The organism is Parapedobacter composti (assembly GCF_900112315.1).
GTDB classification, from domain to species: Bacteria; Bacteroidota; Bacteroidia; order Sphingobacteriales; family Sphingobacteriaceae; genus Parapedobacter; species Parapedobacter composti.
The window spans coordinates 1-17307 of sequence record NZ_FOLL01000012.1 but is presented as its reverse complement, the minus strand read 5'-3'; the positions used below and the strand labels follow the sequence as shown (position 1 = coordinate 17307).

The window sequence follows — 17307 nt, the reverse complement described above, 5'->3', positions numbered from 1 at the left end:
ATTAAATCTGAACCGCCCGCCAACGGGAAAAGCCGTACACGGCAACCACAGCAAAACAGCACAAGGGCACCAGGTATGACAAGTTAATACTGTTCGTTGCATCTGAAAGCAACCCCTGCACATAAGTCAGCACCGCCCCTCCGAGGATCGCCATGATAAGTCCCGCACCACCAATCTTCCGGTCGCTGCCCAACCCGTCACAGGCAAGTCCGTATATCGTTGGAAACATCAGGCTCATACATCCCGAAATGGCAATCAATGCATATACCCCTGCATGCCCACCTCCCAAAGCCACGATAAGCGCCAACAGGATAGCCAGTACAGATAGCACAGTCAGTAACCGCGCCGGTCTTACATATCGCATCAGCCCTGCCGCTATAAAGCGGCACACCATAAACACCACGAGCGACGCAATATAGTAGTCCGATGCTCCCCCCTCGTCCAATTGCAATTCCTGCATCACATACCGGATAGTGAACGACCACACGCCAATCTGTGCCCCCACATAAAAAAACTGGGCGATGACCCCGGTTACATAATTCCTGTTTCGAAAAAGCTTGGAAAACGCTTGCCCGATATCACGCTTGTCTGTGTCCGTATCCGTTGGCATCTTCACCAACCTAATGAGTAACCAAACCGCCGCCAATACGATTGCCAATCCCACATAAGCCTGCATGACGGCACCCAGTTCAACCGACTGGATTTGTTTCAGTGCAGCACTGTCCATACCCGCTCTTTCTTCGTGCCCCGCACGATTGAGGGCGGAGAGGATGATGAACTTGCTGAGCACCACGCCCGTGATGGATCCTATCGGATTAAAGGATTGGGCGATGTTTAATCGCCGTGTCGCCGTTTGGGCGGGCCCCAAACTTAAAATATAGGGATTGGCAGCCGTTTCCAGTATGGATAATCCGCCGGCCAAAACAAACAATGCGATCAGAAAATGTGCATAATCCATTGTCCTGCTTGCCGGATAAAACAGCAGCGCCCCCGCGGTGAATAATCCCACGCCAAGCAAAATACCCGACTTATAACTATACCGCCGGATATACAATGCAGCCGGCAAGGCAAGGACAAAGTAAGCGCCATAAAACGACATTTGGATTAAGGAGGTCTGCGCATCCGTCATGGACATGATCTTCTTGAACGCTGCCAATAACGTATCGGTCATATTGTTGGCCAGCCCCCACAGGAAAAACAGGGATGTGACCAAGACCACAGGAATCATTGAATATCGTTTCGCCATAATAGCTTATCTGCTTGGTTAGTGTATTCGTTGTGCAAATTAAATAAAGTATGCATATAAATACTGCCAACATATTAGCTATATATTAAGCTATATTACCTCATTTTTTGTATCATTGCCAGAAATAATGTTTTTTTAACTGACCAATAGCCCAGCGCATGAAACCGCAGTTACGCAAGGTAAGCACATCGCCCACTCATTCATTCAGTGCCAGACGGGATACCGTACCCTACCTCAATAATCGCTGGCATTACCATCCCGAGATTGAACTTATTTACTTTGAGAGAGGAAGTGGCACACAGTTCGTAGGCGACAGCATCCGTAATTTCTGTTCGGGCGATGTCGTGCTGATCGGATCCAACCTGCCCCATTACTGGAGTTTTGACAGCAGCTATTTCAGTCCCCAAAACGGCAGGGGCGCCGATATCTACGTGACACATTTCAATGATGACTTCTGGGGCGGAACCTTCCTTGACTTGCCGGAAAACACCAGCATCAAGCACTTGCTTCAACAGGCCAAACAGGGCATCGCCATTTACGGGGCCGCCCGGGCACGGGTGCAGGAATTGCTGGCCGCCCTGCTCGAGGCCGAAGGCACAAAGCGGATTATCCTGCTTATCGAAGCGCTTATGGCCATCGCCAGCAGCAAAGACATCCAGTTGCTTTCTTCCATTGGCTTCGCTCCCCATTTCCAGCACCGCGAGAAAGACCGCATCAGCAACATCTATGACTTCGCCCTGCGCAATTTCAAGCAGAAAATCGCCCTCAGTGAGGTTGCCGCGGTAGCCGGTATGAGTGACAACGCGTTCTGCCGCTACTTCAAATCACGCACCGGCAAAACATTCTCCCAGTTTCTCATCGAACTGCGGGTCGGCCATGCCTGCAAGCTGCTTATCGAAAATCAACTTAACGTCAAACAGATATGCTATGAAAGCGGGTTCCATAACTTCGCCGGGTTCCATAAGTATTTTAAGCAAATTACAGGAAAAAGCCCTTTGAATTATCAGAGGGCTTACCTGCAATAATCATATTCTATTTCTCCAAACTCAGCGAAAACGGAAAATCTTCCGGTTCCGTACCCCGCTTCGTATTCGGCGCATCCGACATGCCGAAATCCAGCACAGCGCCGTTAACCAATTCGCCGTGCCTCAGGTAATTCTTCGAATGCGGCTTGCCGTTTAGCTTAAGCGACTGGATATACCGGTTTTCCTGTCCGTTTTCCGGTGCGTTTATTTCGATGGTTTTCCCGTTTGGCAGCTCGATGGTGGCTTTCTTGAACAACGGCGCCCCCAGCACATATTCGTCCGTGGCGGGGGTAACCGGGTAGAAGCCCAGCGCCGAAAACACGTACCACGCTGAGGTCTGCCCGTTGTCTTCATCTCCGCAGTACCCGTCCGGCGTGGGCCAATACATGCGTTCCATTGTTTCGCGTACCCAATACTGGGCTTTCCAGGGTGCTCCGGCGTAGTTGTACAGGTATATCATATGCTGGATGGGCTGGTTGCCATGTGCATACTGCCCCATATTGGCAATCTGCATCTCGCGGATTTCATGGATGGTAAAGCCATAGTAACTATGGTCAAATATCGGAGGCAAAGAAAACACCGAATCCAGCTTGGTAACAAACGCTTCATGCCCACCCATCAGCTGTGCCAGGCCCTCCACGTCTTGGAAAACCGACCACGAATAATGCCAGCTGTTGCCCTCGGTAAACGCATCGCCCCACTTGAACGGGTTAAACGGGCTTTGGAAGCTGCCGTCCTTGTTTTTGCCGCGCATCAGGCCGGTTCCTTTGTCGAACAGCTTTTTATAGTTGAAGCTCCGTTCGCGGTACAGCGCAATTTCATCCGCCGGGCGCCCGAGCGCCTTGGCCAACTGGTAGATGGCGAAGTCGTCATACGCATACTCCAGTGTACGGGCCGCATTTTCGTTGATGTTTACATCGTACGGTACATAGCCCAATGTTGTGTAATATTCAGCGCCTGCGCGGCCTACCGCTGTGATCGGTCCGGCATTGTTCGCCCCCTTTAATACGGCTTCATACAATGTTTCGATGTCATACCCACGCAGACCTTTAATATAGGCATCGGCCACCACCGAAGCCGAATTGTTCCCTACCATGATATTACGGTAACCCGGACTGGCCCATTCGGGCAGCCATCCGCCCTCCTTATAGGCATTCACCAGTCCTTCCTGCATCTTCTGGTTCATCTCCGGATATACGAGGTTAAGGAAAGGGAACAGCGCCCGGAACGTATCCCAGAATCCCGTATCGGTAAACATGTAGCCCGGCAGCACCTGCCCGTTGTACGGACTGTAATGCATCACATTGCCGTCGGCGTCATACTCGTAAAACATACGCGGGAACAAAATTGTGCGGTACAGGCAGGAATAGAACGTACGCACCTGGTCAATGGTTCCGCCGCTTACCCGTACTTTGCCCAGTTCGGTATTCCACTGGTCTTCTCCTTCCTGTTTCACCGTCTCAAAGTCCTTGTCGCCAATCTCCCGCAGGTTCAATTCGGCCTGCTCGTGGCTGATGAATGAGGAGGCTACCTTCGCCTGTACCTGCTCCCCCCGGCGGCTGGTCTGGAACCCCACGATGGCCCCTACGTGGTCGGCCTGTATCTCCAGGCGATCATTCACCAACACGGAATCGGCAAACGTGGCCACATTGGCAAAGGGACGGTCAAATACGATTACGAAGTAGTTCTTGAAATTATCCGGTACGCCGCCGCTGTTACGCGTGGTATAGCCGACAACCTTATTTTCGCCTGGAATAATCTTCACATAAGACCCTTTGTCAAACGCGTCAATGACCACAAACGCGCTATCCGTTTCCGGGAAGGTAAAACGGAAACGGGCCGCCCGCTCGGTAGGCGTAATCTCCGTGGTCAGGTCGTGGTCGGCCAGGTAAACGCTATAATAATGCGGCTTGGCGATTTCCGCCTTATGCGAAAACCAGCTCGCCCGTTCATTTTCATCAAATGTTGGTTTGCCCGTGAGGGGCATGATGGAAAACTGCCCGTAATCATTCATCCAGGGCGACGGCTGATGGGTTTGCTTAAAGCCCCGTATCTTATCGGCCGTATACGTGTACATCCACCCGTCTCCCATCTTGCCTGTTTGGGGCGACCAGAAGTTCATGCCCCACGGCCGGGCAATGGCGGGATACGTGTTTCCATTGGAAAGCAAATGCACCGACTGCGTGCCCATCAGGGGATTAACGTAGTCCAACGGACGATCCACCTGGGTAACTTCCTGGGCCCGTGCTGCCAGCAGCGTCAGGAAAAAAATAATAACCAAAGAGAATTTCATACTGAAATGATTGAACAGGGTTTATAATGCTACACTATGTATTCGTCGGCTAAGATGGTAAAAATATCGGAAAATGAAAATGCTAAAAGTATTTAGCTATATGTGCAGAGCCTGCATTCCATAGCTGGCTCACCAAACGAGGTGGATGGTCAGCAAAATACAGAACGTTAATGTTTTCAGCCGTACCCGCAGGTGCTTCAGCGCCCGGGTCAACTGATTCTCGACACTGCGTCTTGAAATGCCCAGCCGATCGGCTATCTCATCGTTGGATAGGTTTTCCCGGCGGCTAAGCAAGAAAATCTCCTTGCACCTGGCCGGCAAATCAACCAGGAACCGGTCAACATCCTGCTCCAGTTCAATGTGCCTTATCGTTTCATCCCCATCATTGCCTACCAGCGGACTTTCTATCGCTTCCCAATCGGCCGTGTACTGTACCATCGAAATTTTCTCTGCCTTCAGGCATTTGTATACATGATACCGGGCCGCAGCGCGCAGGTAGGCGGGGAACGACTGGATTTCCAGCACATGGCGCCGCCGCCATAAATTAAGGAAAATGTCGTGCGTTATCTCCTCGCTCCGCTCTTTATCTCCCACATAGGAAAATGCGGTACGATAAATAATCGACCAATACCGATCAAACAGCACAGCGAAAGCCGAATCGCTGCCATTTACCACAGCCTCCCACAATTGCTGGTCTGTACGAATTGCATCGTCAGCGAAGCGCCTACTCTTTACCTCCATAAACCTTTCCCGTTGATTAACGTAGGAATATTTAATATTGGTTTGGCAATGCAAAAGCCCGATACCCACCCCAGGCTCATGCCTTGTTTCACAAAGATATTAAAAAAAGCAATAAACCTATGCAGTTATCAATTTAAATCGTTAAAGCAACGCTAACCTCTACCTTTCTAAAAAAAAACGGCCATACGTGTGTGTGCTACTCAAAATTAATCTCTATACCTGTAGTAAGCCTGTAATTATGATGACCAAGGAAGCCTATATGGCCTTATATGAGAAATGCAATGCGGGGCTATGCTCGGCGGAAGAAATGCGCCTGCTGGAAAGCTACCGTGATGCTTTCGAGTTAACCGATTCGCCATGGGATGAGGCAACAATGGGGCAGCGCGAACAAACCAAGCAGCGTATCCGACAACGGTTGTATAAAAAAATCAGCCGTTCGCGTTCCCGCGATAGAAAACATACGCTTTACCGCTGGTCGAGGTATGTTGCAGCAGCCGTGGTTGTGTCGGTAACCGTGGTTTCATTTGGTTTGCACCACTACCTCATCCCAGCCAGCAAGGTAACGGCCGACCATGCGCCTATCGTGCCAGGGGGAAACAAGGCATTGCTGACACTTGACGACGGAACGCAGATTGTACTGGATAAAGCCGGTATCGGCGATCTGGCTAATCGCGGTGATGTCCGCATCACCAAATTAAGCGATGGGCAACTGGTCTATAATTATCAGCGGGCGTCCCCGCAACACCCCATCGAAAACAGGTACCATACCGTAAGCACCCCGCGCGGTGGGCAGTACCAAATAAACCTGTCTGATGGAACAAAGGTATGGCTCAACGCTGCCTCTTCCATCCGGTTCCCCGCTGTATTCCCGGAGCAGGAACGTGCCGTCGAAGTCACGGGCGAAGTGTACTTCGAGGTAGCGAGGCACGAAGGCAAACCGTTTGTTGTAATAGGAAACGAACAGCGTATTACGGTATTGGGGACACACTTCAATGTAAAGGCCTACCCAGATGATGCAGCGGTAGAAACGGCCTTACTCCATGGAAAAGTACGGGTCACCATTAACGATAAAGACTACACCCTGCAACCGGGCCAACGCACCACTTTTGACAAACGGAAGAAACAAGTCCAGATGGATACGTTCAATCCAGAAGAAGCTATCGCCTGGCAGACGGGTCAGTTCATTTTCAATGCCGAGCCTGTTGAAAGCGTGATGCGCAAAATAGCCCGATGGTATGATGTGGATGTAACATACCGTGGTAATATGAAAGGGAAAGTATTCACGGGTGCCGTCTCGCGCTACGACAATGTACAGGAGATACTGAATATGCTTGCCTTAACCGGCACTGTAAACTTTAAAATCGACGGAAGGAGGATTATCGTTATGGAGTAACTCAACGCAACAAAGCCATTACATAAAATACCGGGAACGCTGGAACCGCTCCCGGCATTGAAATATTGGCTGTAAAACAATTAATGAGGGAGAAATTCACACGTTTATTAATTGCCACAAACCAAGTAAACCAAATGTATAACTTCTATGTCGCATTACAAAAAAGATGCAACGTATTTTATGGCTTAAACTTCGTTAGGGTCGTGAAACTGATTGTCGTGTTAACTGTCATGTGCACGTTGCAGGTCAACGCAGTCGTCTTTGGCCAGCGAGTAACCTTGCAGCTTGAAGGCAGCTCTTTTGAAGAGATGCTGCAGGCTGTCCGCAAAGCCAGTGGCTACAATGTCTTATACAACCCAACGACATTGTCGAAAACCACGCCAGTTACCGCCCAACTTAAAGATATTCCGCTGGAGGAAGCTCTTGAACAATTATTCAAAAATCAGCCGGTTACCTACACCATCAATAAAAACACCATTGTCGTTAAAAGTAGGCCGCCCAGTCCGGTGCGCCGCAATTCCCAACCCCTTGCCAGGCACCAGTTCCTTCAGGACCAGGAAGTGAGGGGCACTGTACGCGACTCCACCGGACAGCCCTTGATCGGCGTAACGGTGCACGTAAAGGGAAGAACAAGTATCGGAACTACCACAGATTTGAACGGCCGCTACATTTTGAGCGTGCCGGCAAATTCGGTGTTGGTTTTTACCATGGTTGGTTTTCAAACCAGCGAAATCAATACCGCGGGAAAGGAGGTAATCGATGTAACGTTGGCTGAGTCGCCTTATATGATCGAGGAAACCGTGGTGACTGCCTTCGGTAACCGCCAACGGAAAACCGACCTTATCGGTTCGGTGAGTTCCATCAATCCCGAAGAACTCCGCATGCCCATGAGCAACCTCACCGGCGCCATGCAGGGACGCGTTGCAGGCATGATTTCCTTCCAGCGCAGCGGCGAACCCGGACTGGATAATGCTGATTTTTTCATCCGCGGCATCGGCACATTCGGCGTCAATCAGCGTCCGTTGATCTTGGTTGATAACATGGAGGTCACAGCCGATGACCTGGCTCGGATTCCGGTAGATGATATTGCGAGCTTCTCCATCCTGAGGGATGCAACAGCATCAGCCGTCTATGGGTCCCGCGGCGCCAACGGCGTCATTCTGGTTACGACCAAGCTGGGCAACGAAGGGCGCCCACGCATCACCTTACGGGTAGAACAGCGCTTGTCTGCACCTACCCAAATGCCGCAGATTGCCGATCCGGTAACGTTCATGCGCCTGCACAACGAGGCAATCCTAACGCGCGACCCGCTGGCTCAAACGCCTTATACGGACGAAAAAATAGCCATGACTGCCGCTGGAGCCGACCCAATCCGGTATCCTGCTGTTGACTGGTTGAGTGAAGTGACCAAACCCAACACCTATACACAGAATTACAATTTGAGTATTTCCGGGGGCGGCCAGGTAGCCCGTTACCTGGTGAGTGGCAACTTAACAAGAGACAATGGCCTCATCCGGGTGAATCCCATCAATAATTTCAACAATAACGTCGACTTCCAGGTCTATAACCTGCGAAGCAACATCGAGGTGAACGTGACGAAATCTACCCAATTGATGGTGCGCACGATTGCCAATTTCCGGAACTATAGTGGCCCCCCTGAAGGGGGCAGCTCATCGTTCCGCAACGCCCTACGCGCAAACCCTGTACTTTTCCAACCCATTTACCAACCCGGGCCGCAGCAGCAGTACATCAGCCATCCCCTGTTCGGGAATTTTGAAGACGGCAGCGGTGAACTCTTCCTTAACCCCTATGCCGAGATCGTAAGGGGCTACTCCGAATGGTCGCAAAGCAACATGCAGGCGCAGGTTGAACTCCGGCAGGACTTCTCTCAATGGATAGAGGGGTTAAGCTATCGCGGGCTATTTAACGCCTCACGCAGCGCCCGGATGGACTATCGCAGGCAGTATAACCCATTTTATTACATGCCCGGCTCCATTGACCCCACCACAGGAATATATAACTTCCTGAATATAAATCCTTTGGACGGAACAGAATACCTGAACTACAGCGACAACGGACGGGGGCAAGAATCCATTTTCTATATGGAGAATGCCGTAAATTATAACCGTACGTTCAGCGAAAAACATAAAGTAACGGGCATGTTAATCGCTACTCTCCGGAACCGAGTAACTTTGCCTCATCACCAGTCAGGATCGGTCATCAACACATTACCTTTCCGCAACGCCAGTTTTTCGGGAAGTTTCACCTATGTCTACGACGACAGGTACCATGCGCAGTTCACCTTCGGATATAATGGTTCGGAAGTATTTGCAAGGAACCACCGCTGGGGATTCTTCCCATCGGCGGGACTGGCTTGGACCATCCACAACGAACCCTTTATGGCCAATCTGCGTGATGTATTTAGCACCGCACGGCTGCGGCTTACCCATGGATTGGTGGGGAACGACAATATCCATGGTACCCGTTTCTTCTACCTTTCCGAGGTCAATCTGAACGACAATGCCAGGCGATTCAACTTCGGTGTCACGCCGGGCGAAAACTATGAACGGAATGGGGTATCCATCAACCGTTATGCCAATCCCTACGTCTCCTGGGAGGTATCCCAGCAAACCAATTTAGGAATCGACCTCGGCTTGTTCAATGGCAAAATCACCTTCACTGGCGATGTATTCCGGCAAATACGGAGCAGTGTCGTGCAACACCGCGCTTCGTTGCCGTCCACCATGGGTCTGGCGGCCCCGGTATTGGCCAACCTCGGCAAATACAAAAGTCAGGGGTTCGACGCCGAACTGGTGTATAATCACAACGTCAACCGGAACCTGTGGTTCCAGGGACGCGGAACATTCACCTACGCTACGGGCGAATACCTCTATTTCGAAGAACCTCACTATGATCATGCCTATTTGAGCCTTATCGGAACCAATGCGGCACAGCGCCGCGGATACATCGCCGAACGGCTATTTATTGACGATGAGGAAGTATTCCACAGCCCACGGCAATCGTTCGGGGGCATGGTCATGGGTGGCGATATCAAGTACCTTGACGTCAATGGCGATGGCGTAATTGACGCCAATGACGAGGTGCCCATAGGTTACCCTACAACGCCAGAGATCAACTACGGCTTCGGACTGACCACAGGCTTTAAAAGCCTGGACATGTCGTTCTTTTTCACGGGGATGGCACGCACATCGCTGTTTATCAACCCCGGCACCGGGGATATCAATAATAGTGGTTCGGCTCCCTTTGGCAGCCGCGGTGCACCCAACGCCGTATTACAGGTATGGGCAGACAGCCATTGGTCTGAAGATAACCGGGATGTCTATGCGCTATGGCCCCGCCTTAGCCAGAATCCGCTATCCAACAATACGGTGAACAGCACCTGGTGGATGCGCAACGGCGCGTTCCTTCGCCTGAAACAGGTAGAAATCGCCTATACCCTGAACACTGATTTCACGCGCAGGTATCACATAGACCGATGCCGGTTGTACGTCAGCGGGTCCAACCTGTTTAGAGTCAGTGCGTTTGATTTGTGGGATCCGGAAATGGGTGGCGCCGGGCTGCGGTATCCGCTACAACGGGTATTCAATCTCGGCGTATTGTTGACGCTGTGAATTTTGGTTGAACATCATAAATGCGTAACATCGATGAAGAAAATTACAACAATCATATTGGTCTCCGGACTATTGTTCGGATCGGGCTGCGACAAGTTCATGGACATTGTGCCCGATAACGTCGCTGAACTCGAACAGGCGTTCTCCAGTCGCGCCATGGCCGAACGCTTTTTATTCACCTGCTATAGTTGGATCCCGCGGGGAAATGACTTATCTACCAACGCAGCTCTGCTGGCCGGCGATGAGTTTTGGCTAAATTCGACAACCAATTTCGGACAAGGAGGATGGCCAAATTGGTACATCGCCATGGGAGCTCAAAACACCCACAGCCCTTTACTGAATTACTGGGACGGCAACAACGGCGGGATGGCGTTATGGCGTGGCATCCGCGAATGCAACATCTTTCTGGAAAACATCCATAATGTGCAGGAAATGAATGAAACGGAAAAAAACCGCTGGGCGGCAGAGGTCAGCTTCCTGAAAGCGTACTTCCATTACTACCTGTTGCGCATGTATGGTCCCATCCCCATCGTGGATGAAAACATCCCTGTTTTTGAAGACCCCGATAACGTTCATTATGAGCGGCAGCCGGTAGACGATGTGTTTGCTTACATCGTAAGCACCATAGACGAAGCCTTGCCAGCGCTCATGGAAGACGTAATGATACCGGTGGAAGAGACCGGCCGCGTGACGCAGATTGTCGCCAAAGCGATGAAGGCCGAAATCCTGGTCACCGCCGCGAGTCCGCTGTTCAACGGGAATACCGACTATGCCAGCTATCACAACGCCGCTGGACAGCCCTTGTTCAACTCCACGTTCAGCATGGAAAAATGGGAACTTGCCGCCAACGCATGCCTGGAAGCCATCGAGGTTGCCCACGCAGCGGGCAAGGCGCTATACCGGTGGACACCGCCTTCCAATATGCTTACACCACCCCAACAAAGCACCATCAATCAGATGAGTATCCGCCAGGCTGTTACCGAACGCCAGAACAACCCTGAATCAATCTGGGTAAATAACCGCAGTTCAGCCTTCCAGTCGCAGCAGGGTTCAGCATTTATGCCGAGAAGTGTAGACCCCGACCGGATTGCCAACAATGCCACGGGTGGATACATGGCCCCTACGCTGAACATCGTGGAAAAGTTTTACAGCAAAAACGGGGTTCCTATCGAGGAAGATTACACGTATGATTATGCCAACCGTTTCGAACTCCGGGAAGTGCCGCTTGGTGACTCACCCTACCAATACAACCTCATGCCGGGTTACACCACCGTAGGCCTGCATTTTGACCGGGAAGATCGCTTTTATGGGTCGCTCTCGTTTGATGGTGGCCGTTATTTCATGAGCAACCATAATGACGACCTACTGGCATGGTCTACCAATTCCCGACCGGGCGGAAATACCGCGGCGACGAACTCCCCCACCAACTATTCCGGAACCGGCTACACCCCAAAAAAACTGGTGAGTTACTTCAATGCTATTGGGCAGCAGCAGGGCGCCTTTACACCCTATGCTTACCCATTCGTGATGATGCGGCTGGGCAATCTGTACCTGCTTTATGCCGAAGCACTGAATGAAGTGTACGGACCTTCCGATGAGGTATTTTATTACCTCGATGCCATCCGCGAGCGAAGCGGGCTTCGCGGCATACAGGAATCGTGGTCGGACTATTCCATCTATCCCGACAAACCCAACACCAAAGAAGGTCTCCGTGAAATTATCCGCCGTGAACGCACCATCGAACTGGCGTTCGAATCGCACCGCTTTTGGGATGTCAGGCGCTGGAAAACCGCCCAAACCGAATGGAATACCCCGATATTTGGGTGGGATATCCTGCAAACCACACCGCAGACCTATTACCGGCGCGTGGTGATGTATTCACGGAGCTTCACGCTTCGCGACTATTTCTGGCCAATTAGTATCAATGAACTGCGAAGGAATGACAAGCTATTGCAGGCGCCATTATGGTAGTCATCCGTTAACAAATAATTATCGATTAAAATAACCAAGGTTATGAACTATATAAAAAAATTCAACTACCTGCTGTGTTGGAGCTGGATGGGGTTCCAGCTTCTCGGTTGCCAGGAAAAACTGGAACCTGCACCCTCAAGACAAGGTGAAAAACCGGCCCCGGTAACAACTTATGAGGTCGTTAGCATCGCAGGTGGTGCCATCATCACCTATGAACTGCCCAACAGCCGCGATCTGCGCTACGTAAAGGCTGTCTATACCCTTGCCGATGGAAAGGTCCGCGAAAACCGGGCATCCATCTACCAAAACCGACTTATGGTCGACGGATTCGCCGCAGCGGGCGACTATACAGTAAACCTCGTGGCCGTGGGCGTCGGTGAAGTTGAATCAGACCCAACTCCGCTGACCATCACCGCGCTGACTCCGCCCTACCTGAAAACGCTGGAGTCGCTGACTCAGGAGGGAAATCTTGACGCTACCTTTGGAGGTGTCAGACTGCGTTTTGAAAATGAAACGGAAGCTCCTATCGTTATCCATGTACTTGCCAAAGACGATGAAGGTCAGTGGGAATCGGCCAGGAGCTTTTACACCAGGCTTGCGGGTGGTGTATTCAACGTGCGGGGCTACCCTGCCGAAGAGCGGGAGTTTGGCGTCTTTATCACCGACCGATGGAACAACCGTTCGGACACACTGACAGGCGTCTTTCTCCCCATTTTCGAGGAGATGATGGATAAGTCGCTCTTCGGGGAGCACAATCTCCCAGGGGATACCTGGCAGGCCCATTCGGGCTTTCGCACGCCCGAGGTGCTGTGGGACGGCAATGACCGCGTCGCCTCCACCATCTTCCACACGGCACCGGGAACCGGCATGCCGCAGCACTTTACCTTTAATATGGGCGTAAAAGCTACATTAAGCCGCTTTTTGATGTATTCCAGACTGGATCATGAATACCGCTTCAACCATCCCAGGATATTTGAACTATGGGGTTCCAATGATCCTAATCCAGACGGCAGCTGGGAATCCTGGACCAAGGTCGGCACCTTTGAATCCATCAAACCCTCTGGATCGCCGCTGGGTGAACAAACCAACGACGACATCGCCTATGCGCGTGCGGGAGAAGAGTTCGATGTCAATTTTCAAGAAGAGCCTTATCAGTATTGGCGCTGGCGCACCCTGGAAACCTGGGGAAGAAACTCCGATGTCGCCCTCGGCGAACTGACATTCTTCGGCACCATACATGAGGAGTAATGACCATGAAGTTTTTAACTAAGCTTAATCGATTACAGCGATGAGATTCAATAAATTCAAATACGCGGTGCTATGGGGTATCGCCGCGCTGGCGCAGGTCAGGTGTACACCAATTGATCATCATTACCGCGATTACCTGAACAACGCGGAAAAAATTTACCCGGGGAGGGTAGATTCCATACAATTCATGCCCGGTAATAACCGGGCAGCTATCCGCGCACTTATCAGCACGGATTCAAGGGTGGTAAAATTGGGTGTGTCTTGGGGATTCGACGGCTATTTCGAAACCGATGTCAATACAGATGATATTGCGACCTTCAAAGAAGTTATCATACCTGACATCAACGAGGGCATTTATACGTTTGATATCCGGACATTCGACGGCGAGGGCAACAGTTCCATGCGAGCTGAAATATTCGGGCAGGTTTATGGAGCAGCCTATGAAGCTAACCTGAATAACCGCATCATCAACAGTACCCGAATCAGCGGAGAAGACTTGATTATTAACTGGTTCCCGGAATCTGCAGATTCCACGTTGTTGGGTACGGCCGTCTCTTACCAAACTACAGCGGGCAACCAGACAACCGTATTAACTCCGCCAACTTTCGATCAAACGGTACTGCCGGATTATAAGGCGGATTCCGAGTTCACGTTTAGAACACTTTTCAAACCCACTTCAATAGCGATTGACACCTTTTATGCCGCCACGCGCACCATCAATCCGACAGATTACTTCATCACCGAACGGACATTGTACTCCAGAGAAAACTGGTCGATCGCCGGCTTCAGCTCTCAGGAAACAAGAAATGACCGGCTGGCAGACAAGGTCTTGGACGGCGATGTGGGAACGTTCTGGATTGCCAACTGGTCGGGCGATAGCGGCCCGGTCCAGACCTACCCCAGCCACTGGCTTACCATCGATATGGGTGAAATACTGGATGTGGACGGCTTTTTCTTTGCCCAGAAAAACGGCGACCGCAAGATACGGGAAATGGAAATCCTGATCGGCGACGATAACGAAACATGGGAAAGCCTTGGTATATTTGGGCTGGCGAATATCGATCGCGAATACCAATACCTGGATTTGGATGAACGGAAACGATTCCGGTACTTCAAGATCGTCCCCACAGCGGGTCATGATGCCCAGCAACAACCGGGCTTGGCAGAAGCAGGCACTTATTATTATTAAATTATTAACACGATAAAATGAAGAAACATTATTTTGCGCTCTTACTGATTATAATATTACTCCCCGAAGCGGGGATTGGACAATCCATAAAAAATACGCTTCGCGCGCCGGCTTACCCAATCATTACCATAGATCCCAACACAAGCGCTTGGTCGTATACCGATCAGCTGTATGAATCGACCATCAGGCACTGGTCGGATCGAACCTTTCCCCTACTCGGTGTGTTGAAAGTCGACGGTAAGCCTTACCGCTTCATGGGAACCGAGGAACTTGAGGTAGTCCCCCTGCTGGCCTCTGGAGAAGACCGACCCTGGGCCGCGCGTTATATCACCGTGCAGCCATCCGGTAATTGGTATGCACCGGCATATAACGACAACAGTTGGAAACATGGCTCAGGTGCGTTCGGCACCCGGGAAAATGAACCGTTGGCAAAAACCCAATGGTCGGACGAAAAGCTCTGGGTTCGCCGCACATTCAGCTTGGATGAAGCGTTGTCCGGACGCACCGTTTACCTCGAATATTCGCATGACGATGATGCCGTTATCTACGTTAACGGCATCGAGGTGGTCAATACCGGACCTGCCACAGGGAAGAACAAACGCGTGAAACTCTCTGATGAAGTTGTTTCAACGTTAAAACCCGGAAAAAACCTCATCGCCGGATACTGCCACAACACGGGAGCAAATGGCTTCTTCGATGTCGGATTGTTCTTGGAGAAAGACGATGAGCGTTTGTTTACTGAAACCGCTGTGCAACTGGCCGTGGACGTTCAACCCATGCAGACGCACTACCTGTTCCGGTGCGGGGACGTCCAGCTAAAATTGACATTCACCGCACCACTATTCCTTGACGACCTCCGCCTGGTATCCCGCCCCATCAATTATATCACATATGAAGTTACCAGCGAACAGCCCAAAGCCGTGGAGTTGTATATCGAGGCCGCACCCAATTGGGCGTTAAACCTCCCCTCCCAGGAAGCCGTTTCGAAAACTGGGCAACACCAAAACCTCATCTTTGCCAAAACAGGAAGTGCCGCCCAGAATATCCTGAGTAGAAGTGGCGACCACATCAACATCGATTGGGGATATTTCTACCTGGCGGGCGACGGTGAAAATGCAAAAACGTCGGTCGGAAACAGTTTCGACCTCAGGCAAGCTTTCCTAAGCAACCATCATACACAGCGGGAAGGCCGCGCACGCGGTCATCAAAACATTGCCTATAGCAAATCATTCCAGGTACAGGGAACATACACCGATAAATTGCTGGTGGGCTATGACGATGTATACTCCATCCAATACTTCGGAAAAAACCTCCGCGGCTATTGGAACAAAGACGGCAATACAACCATTGAAGAAGAGCTGGTCCATGCTTATCAAGAATACACGACCCTGCTGGAAAAAGCTGAAGCGTTCGACAACCAGTTTATGCAAGACTATACGAAAGTGGGCGGCAAAGCATATGCGGAGCTGTGTGCATTGGCCTACCGCCAGGCCATTGCCGCCCATAAGCTGGTTGAGGCACCCAACGGCGACCTGCTCTTCCTTTCCAAAGAAAACGACAGCAACGGATCCATCGGCACCGTTGACGTCACCTACCCTTCTGCCCCGTTGTTCCTCTATTATAACCCCGAACTGGCCAAAGGGCTGCTGAATGCCATTTTTTATTACAGCGAGAGCGGGAAATGGAAAAAACCTTTTGCCGCACACGACGTCGGCACCTATCCCTTGGCCAATGGACAGACCTACGGCGGCGATATGCCCGTTGAAGAATCTGGAAATATGCTCATCCTCACCTATGCCATCGCCCGCATAGAGAACCACGCGCAGTATGCCGCCAAACACTGGGATGTGCTGACCACCTGGGCCGATTACTTGGTGGAACACGGCCTCGATCCCGAAAACCAGTTGTGCACAGACGACTTCGCCGGTCACTTCGCGCACAATGCGAACCTTTCCATCAAGGCTATCATCGGGATAGCTTCGTACGCGAAGCTCGCCGGAATGCTGGACCAAAAGGAAGTGGAAGCAAAATATTACACCATCGCCAAAAATATGGCACAGGAATGGAAAAAAATGGCCGATGATGGCGATCACTATCGGCTGACGTTCGACAAGCCTGGTACGTGGAGTCAGAAATACAATCTGGTATGGGACAAGCTGTTTGACATGGATCTATTCGATAAAGACATCATCACGACGGAAATTTCTTATTACCTGACCAAACAAAACAAATACGGACTTCCGTTGGATAACCGGGAAGCGTATACCAAAACGGACTGGATCTTCTGGACGGCTACGATGGCAGACGACATGGCCACATTCCAGCGGTTCATCAAACCGGTTCATTTGTTCATGCACGAATGCACCACCAGAACGCCAATGTCAGACTGGGTATACACTGACCGCCCGCAGCGAAGAGGGTTTAAAGCCCGATCGGTCGTCGGCGGTTACTTCATCAAGATGCTGGAAGACAAAATAAAAGAAGGCGTCTAAAAAGGGCGCCTTCTTTGTTTTATTATGGGCTTGTGGTCTGTAATGGTTTTAGGAGATTAGCCTAGGCCGCCAGCGGT

The 17307-nt window shown here is 51.1% G+C and carries 10 protein-coding genes; 7 read left to right on the top strand and 3 right to left on the bottom strand.

All coding sequences use genetic code 11. From position 1 onward, the window contains the following. Window position 1 precedes the first annotated feature (1 nt). On the bottom strand, window positions 2-1246 hold the full coding sequence (gene fucP, locus BM030_RS12730) for an L-fucose:H+ symporter permease (protein ID WP_090973987.1): 1245 nt from the start codon (window positions 1244-1246) through the stop codon (window positions 2-4). Window positions 1247-1404: 158 nt separating this feature from the next. On the opposite strand from fucP, the gene BM030_RS12725 reads away from it, so the two are divergent. Further along, a complete protein-coding gene (locus BM030_RS12725) occupies window positions 1405-2271 on the top strand; it encodes an AraC family transcriptional regulator (protein WP_090973986.1) in 867 nt (288 codons plus the stop codon). A 7-nt stretch (window positions 2272-2278) separates the two neighbouring features. On the opposite strand, the gene BM030_RS12720 is transcribed toward BM030_RS12725, so the two are convergent. After that, on the bottom strand, window positions 2279-4564 hold the full coding sequence (locus tag BM030_RS12720) for a GH92 family glycosyl hydrolase (protein ID WP_090973985.1): 2286 nt from the start codon (window positions 4562-4564) through the stop codon (window positions 2279-2281). A gap of 129 nt (window positions 4565-4693) precedes the next feature. After that, entirely contained in the window at window positions 4694-5305 is a 612-nt protein-coding gene (locus tag BM030_RS12715; protein ID WP_090974092.1) for an RNA polymerase sigma factor, read from the bottom strand. Between the two features lie 238 nt (window positions 5306-5543). Between BM030_RS12715 and BM030_RS12710 the strand changes: the two genes are divergently transcribed. The 6 genes from BM030_RS12710 (at window position 5544) to BM030_RS12685 (ending at window position 17230) form a co-directional block, all read left to right on the top strand. Then, the gene (locus tag BM030_RS12710; RefSeq protein WP_090973984.1) at window positions 5544-6698 is read left to right on the top strand and encodes a FecR family protein; all 1155 of its coding nucleotides are present in this window, start codon (window positions 5544-5546) and stop codon (window positions 6696-6698) included. Window positions 6699-6901: 203 nt separating this feature from the next. Then, complete coding sequence (locus BM030_RS12705) at window positions 6902-10330, top strand: TonB-dependent receptor (RefSeq protein WP_211657601.1); 3429 nt, start codon at window positions 6902-6904, stop codon at window positions 10328-10330. Between the two features lie 33 nt (window positions 10331-10363). Then, a complete protein-coding gene (locus tag BM030_RS12700; RefSeq protein WP_090973982.1) occupies window positions 10364-12301 on the top strand; it encodes a RagB/SusD family nutrient uptake outer membrane protein in 1938 nt (645 codons plus the stop codon). A gap of 42 nt (window positions 12302-12343) precedes the next feature. Continuing rightward, a complete protein-coding gene (locus tag BM030_RS12695; RefSeq protein WP_090973981.1) occupies window positions 12344-13549 on the top strand; it encodes a DUF5000 domain-containing lipoprotein in 1206 nt (401 codons plus the stop codon). A gap of 40 nt (window positions 13550-13589) precedes the next feature. Then, a complete protein-coding gene (locus BM030_RS20225; protein ID WP_244518913.1) occupies window positions 13590-14738 on the top strand; it encodes a DUF4998 domain-containing protein in 1149 nt (382 codons plus the stop codon). 17 nt (window positions 14739-14755) lie between these two features. Beyond that, complete coding sequence (locus BM030_RS12685) at window positions 14756-17230, top strand: glutaminase family protein (RefSeq protein ID WP_090973980.1); 2475 nt, start codon at window positions 14756-14758, stop codon at window positions 17228-17230. Window positions 17231-17307 lie beyond the last annotated feature (77 nt).

Excerpts from the sequence above, each read along its gene's own strand:
- BM030_RS20225 (WP_244518913.1), top strand. The coding sequence starts at position 13,590 with ATGAGATTCAATAAATTCAAATACGCGGTGCTATGGGGTATCGCCGCG.
- BM030_RS12695 (WP_090973981.1), top strand. The coding sequence starts at position 12,344 with ATGAACTATATAAAAAAATTCAACTACCTGCTGTGTTGGAGCTGGATG.
- BM030_RS12710 (WP_090973984.1), top strand. The coding sequence starts at position 5,544 with ATGATGACCAAGGAAGCCTATATGGCCTTATATGAGAAATGCAATGCG.
- fucP (WP_090973987.1), bottom strand. The coding sequence starts at position 1,246 with ATGGCGAAACGATATTCAATGATTCCTGTGGTCTTGGTCACATCCCTG.
- BM030_RS12720 (WP_090973985.1), bottom strand. The coding sequence starts at position 4,564 with ATGAAATTCTCTTTGGTTATTATTTTTTTCCTGACGCTGCTGGCAGCA.
- BM030_RS12715 (WP_090974092.1), bottom strand. The coding sequence starts at position 5,305 with ATGGAGGTAAAGAGTAGGCGCTTCGCTGACGATGCAATTCGTACAGAC.
- BM030_RS12725 (WP_090973986.1), top strand. The coding sequence starts at position 1,405 with ATGAAACCGCAGTTACGCAAGGTAAGCACATCGCCCACTCATTCATTC.
- BM030_RS12700 (WP_090973982.1), top strand. The coding sequence starts at position 10,364 with ATGAAGAAAATTACAACAATCATATTGGTCTCCGGACTATTGTTCGGA.
- BM030_RS12685 (WP_090973980.1), top strand. The coding sequence starts at position 14,756 with ATGAAGAAACATTATTTTGCGCTCTTACTGATTATAATATTACTCCCC.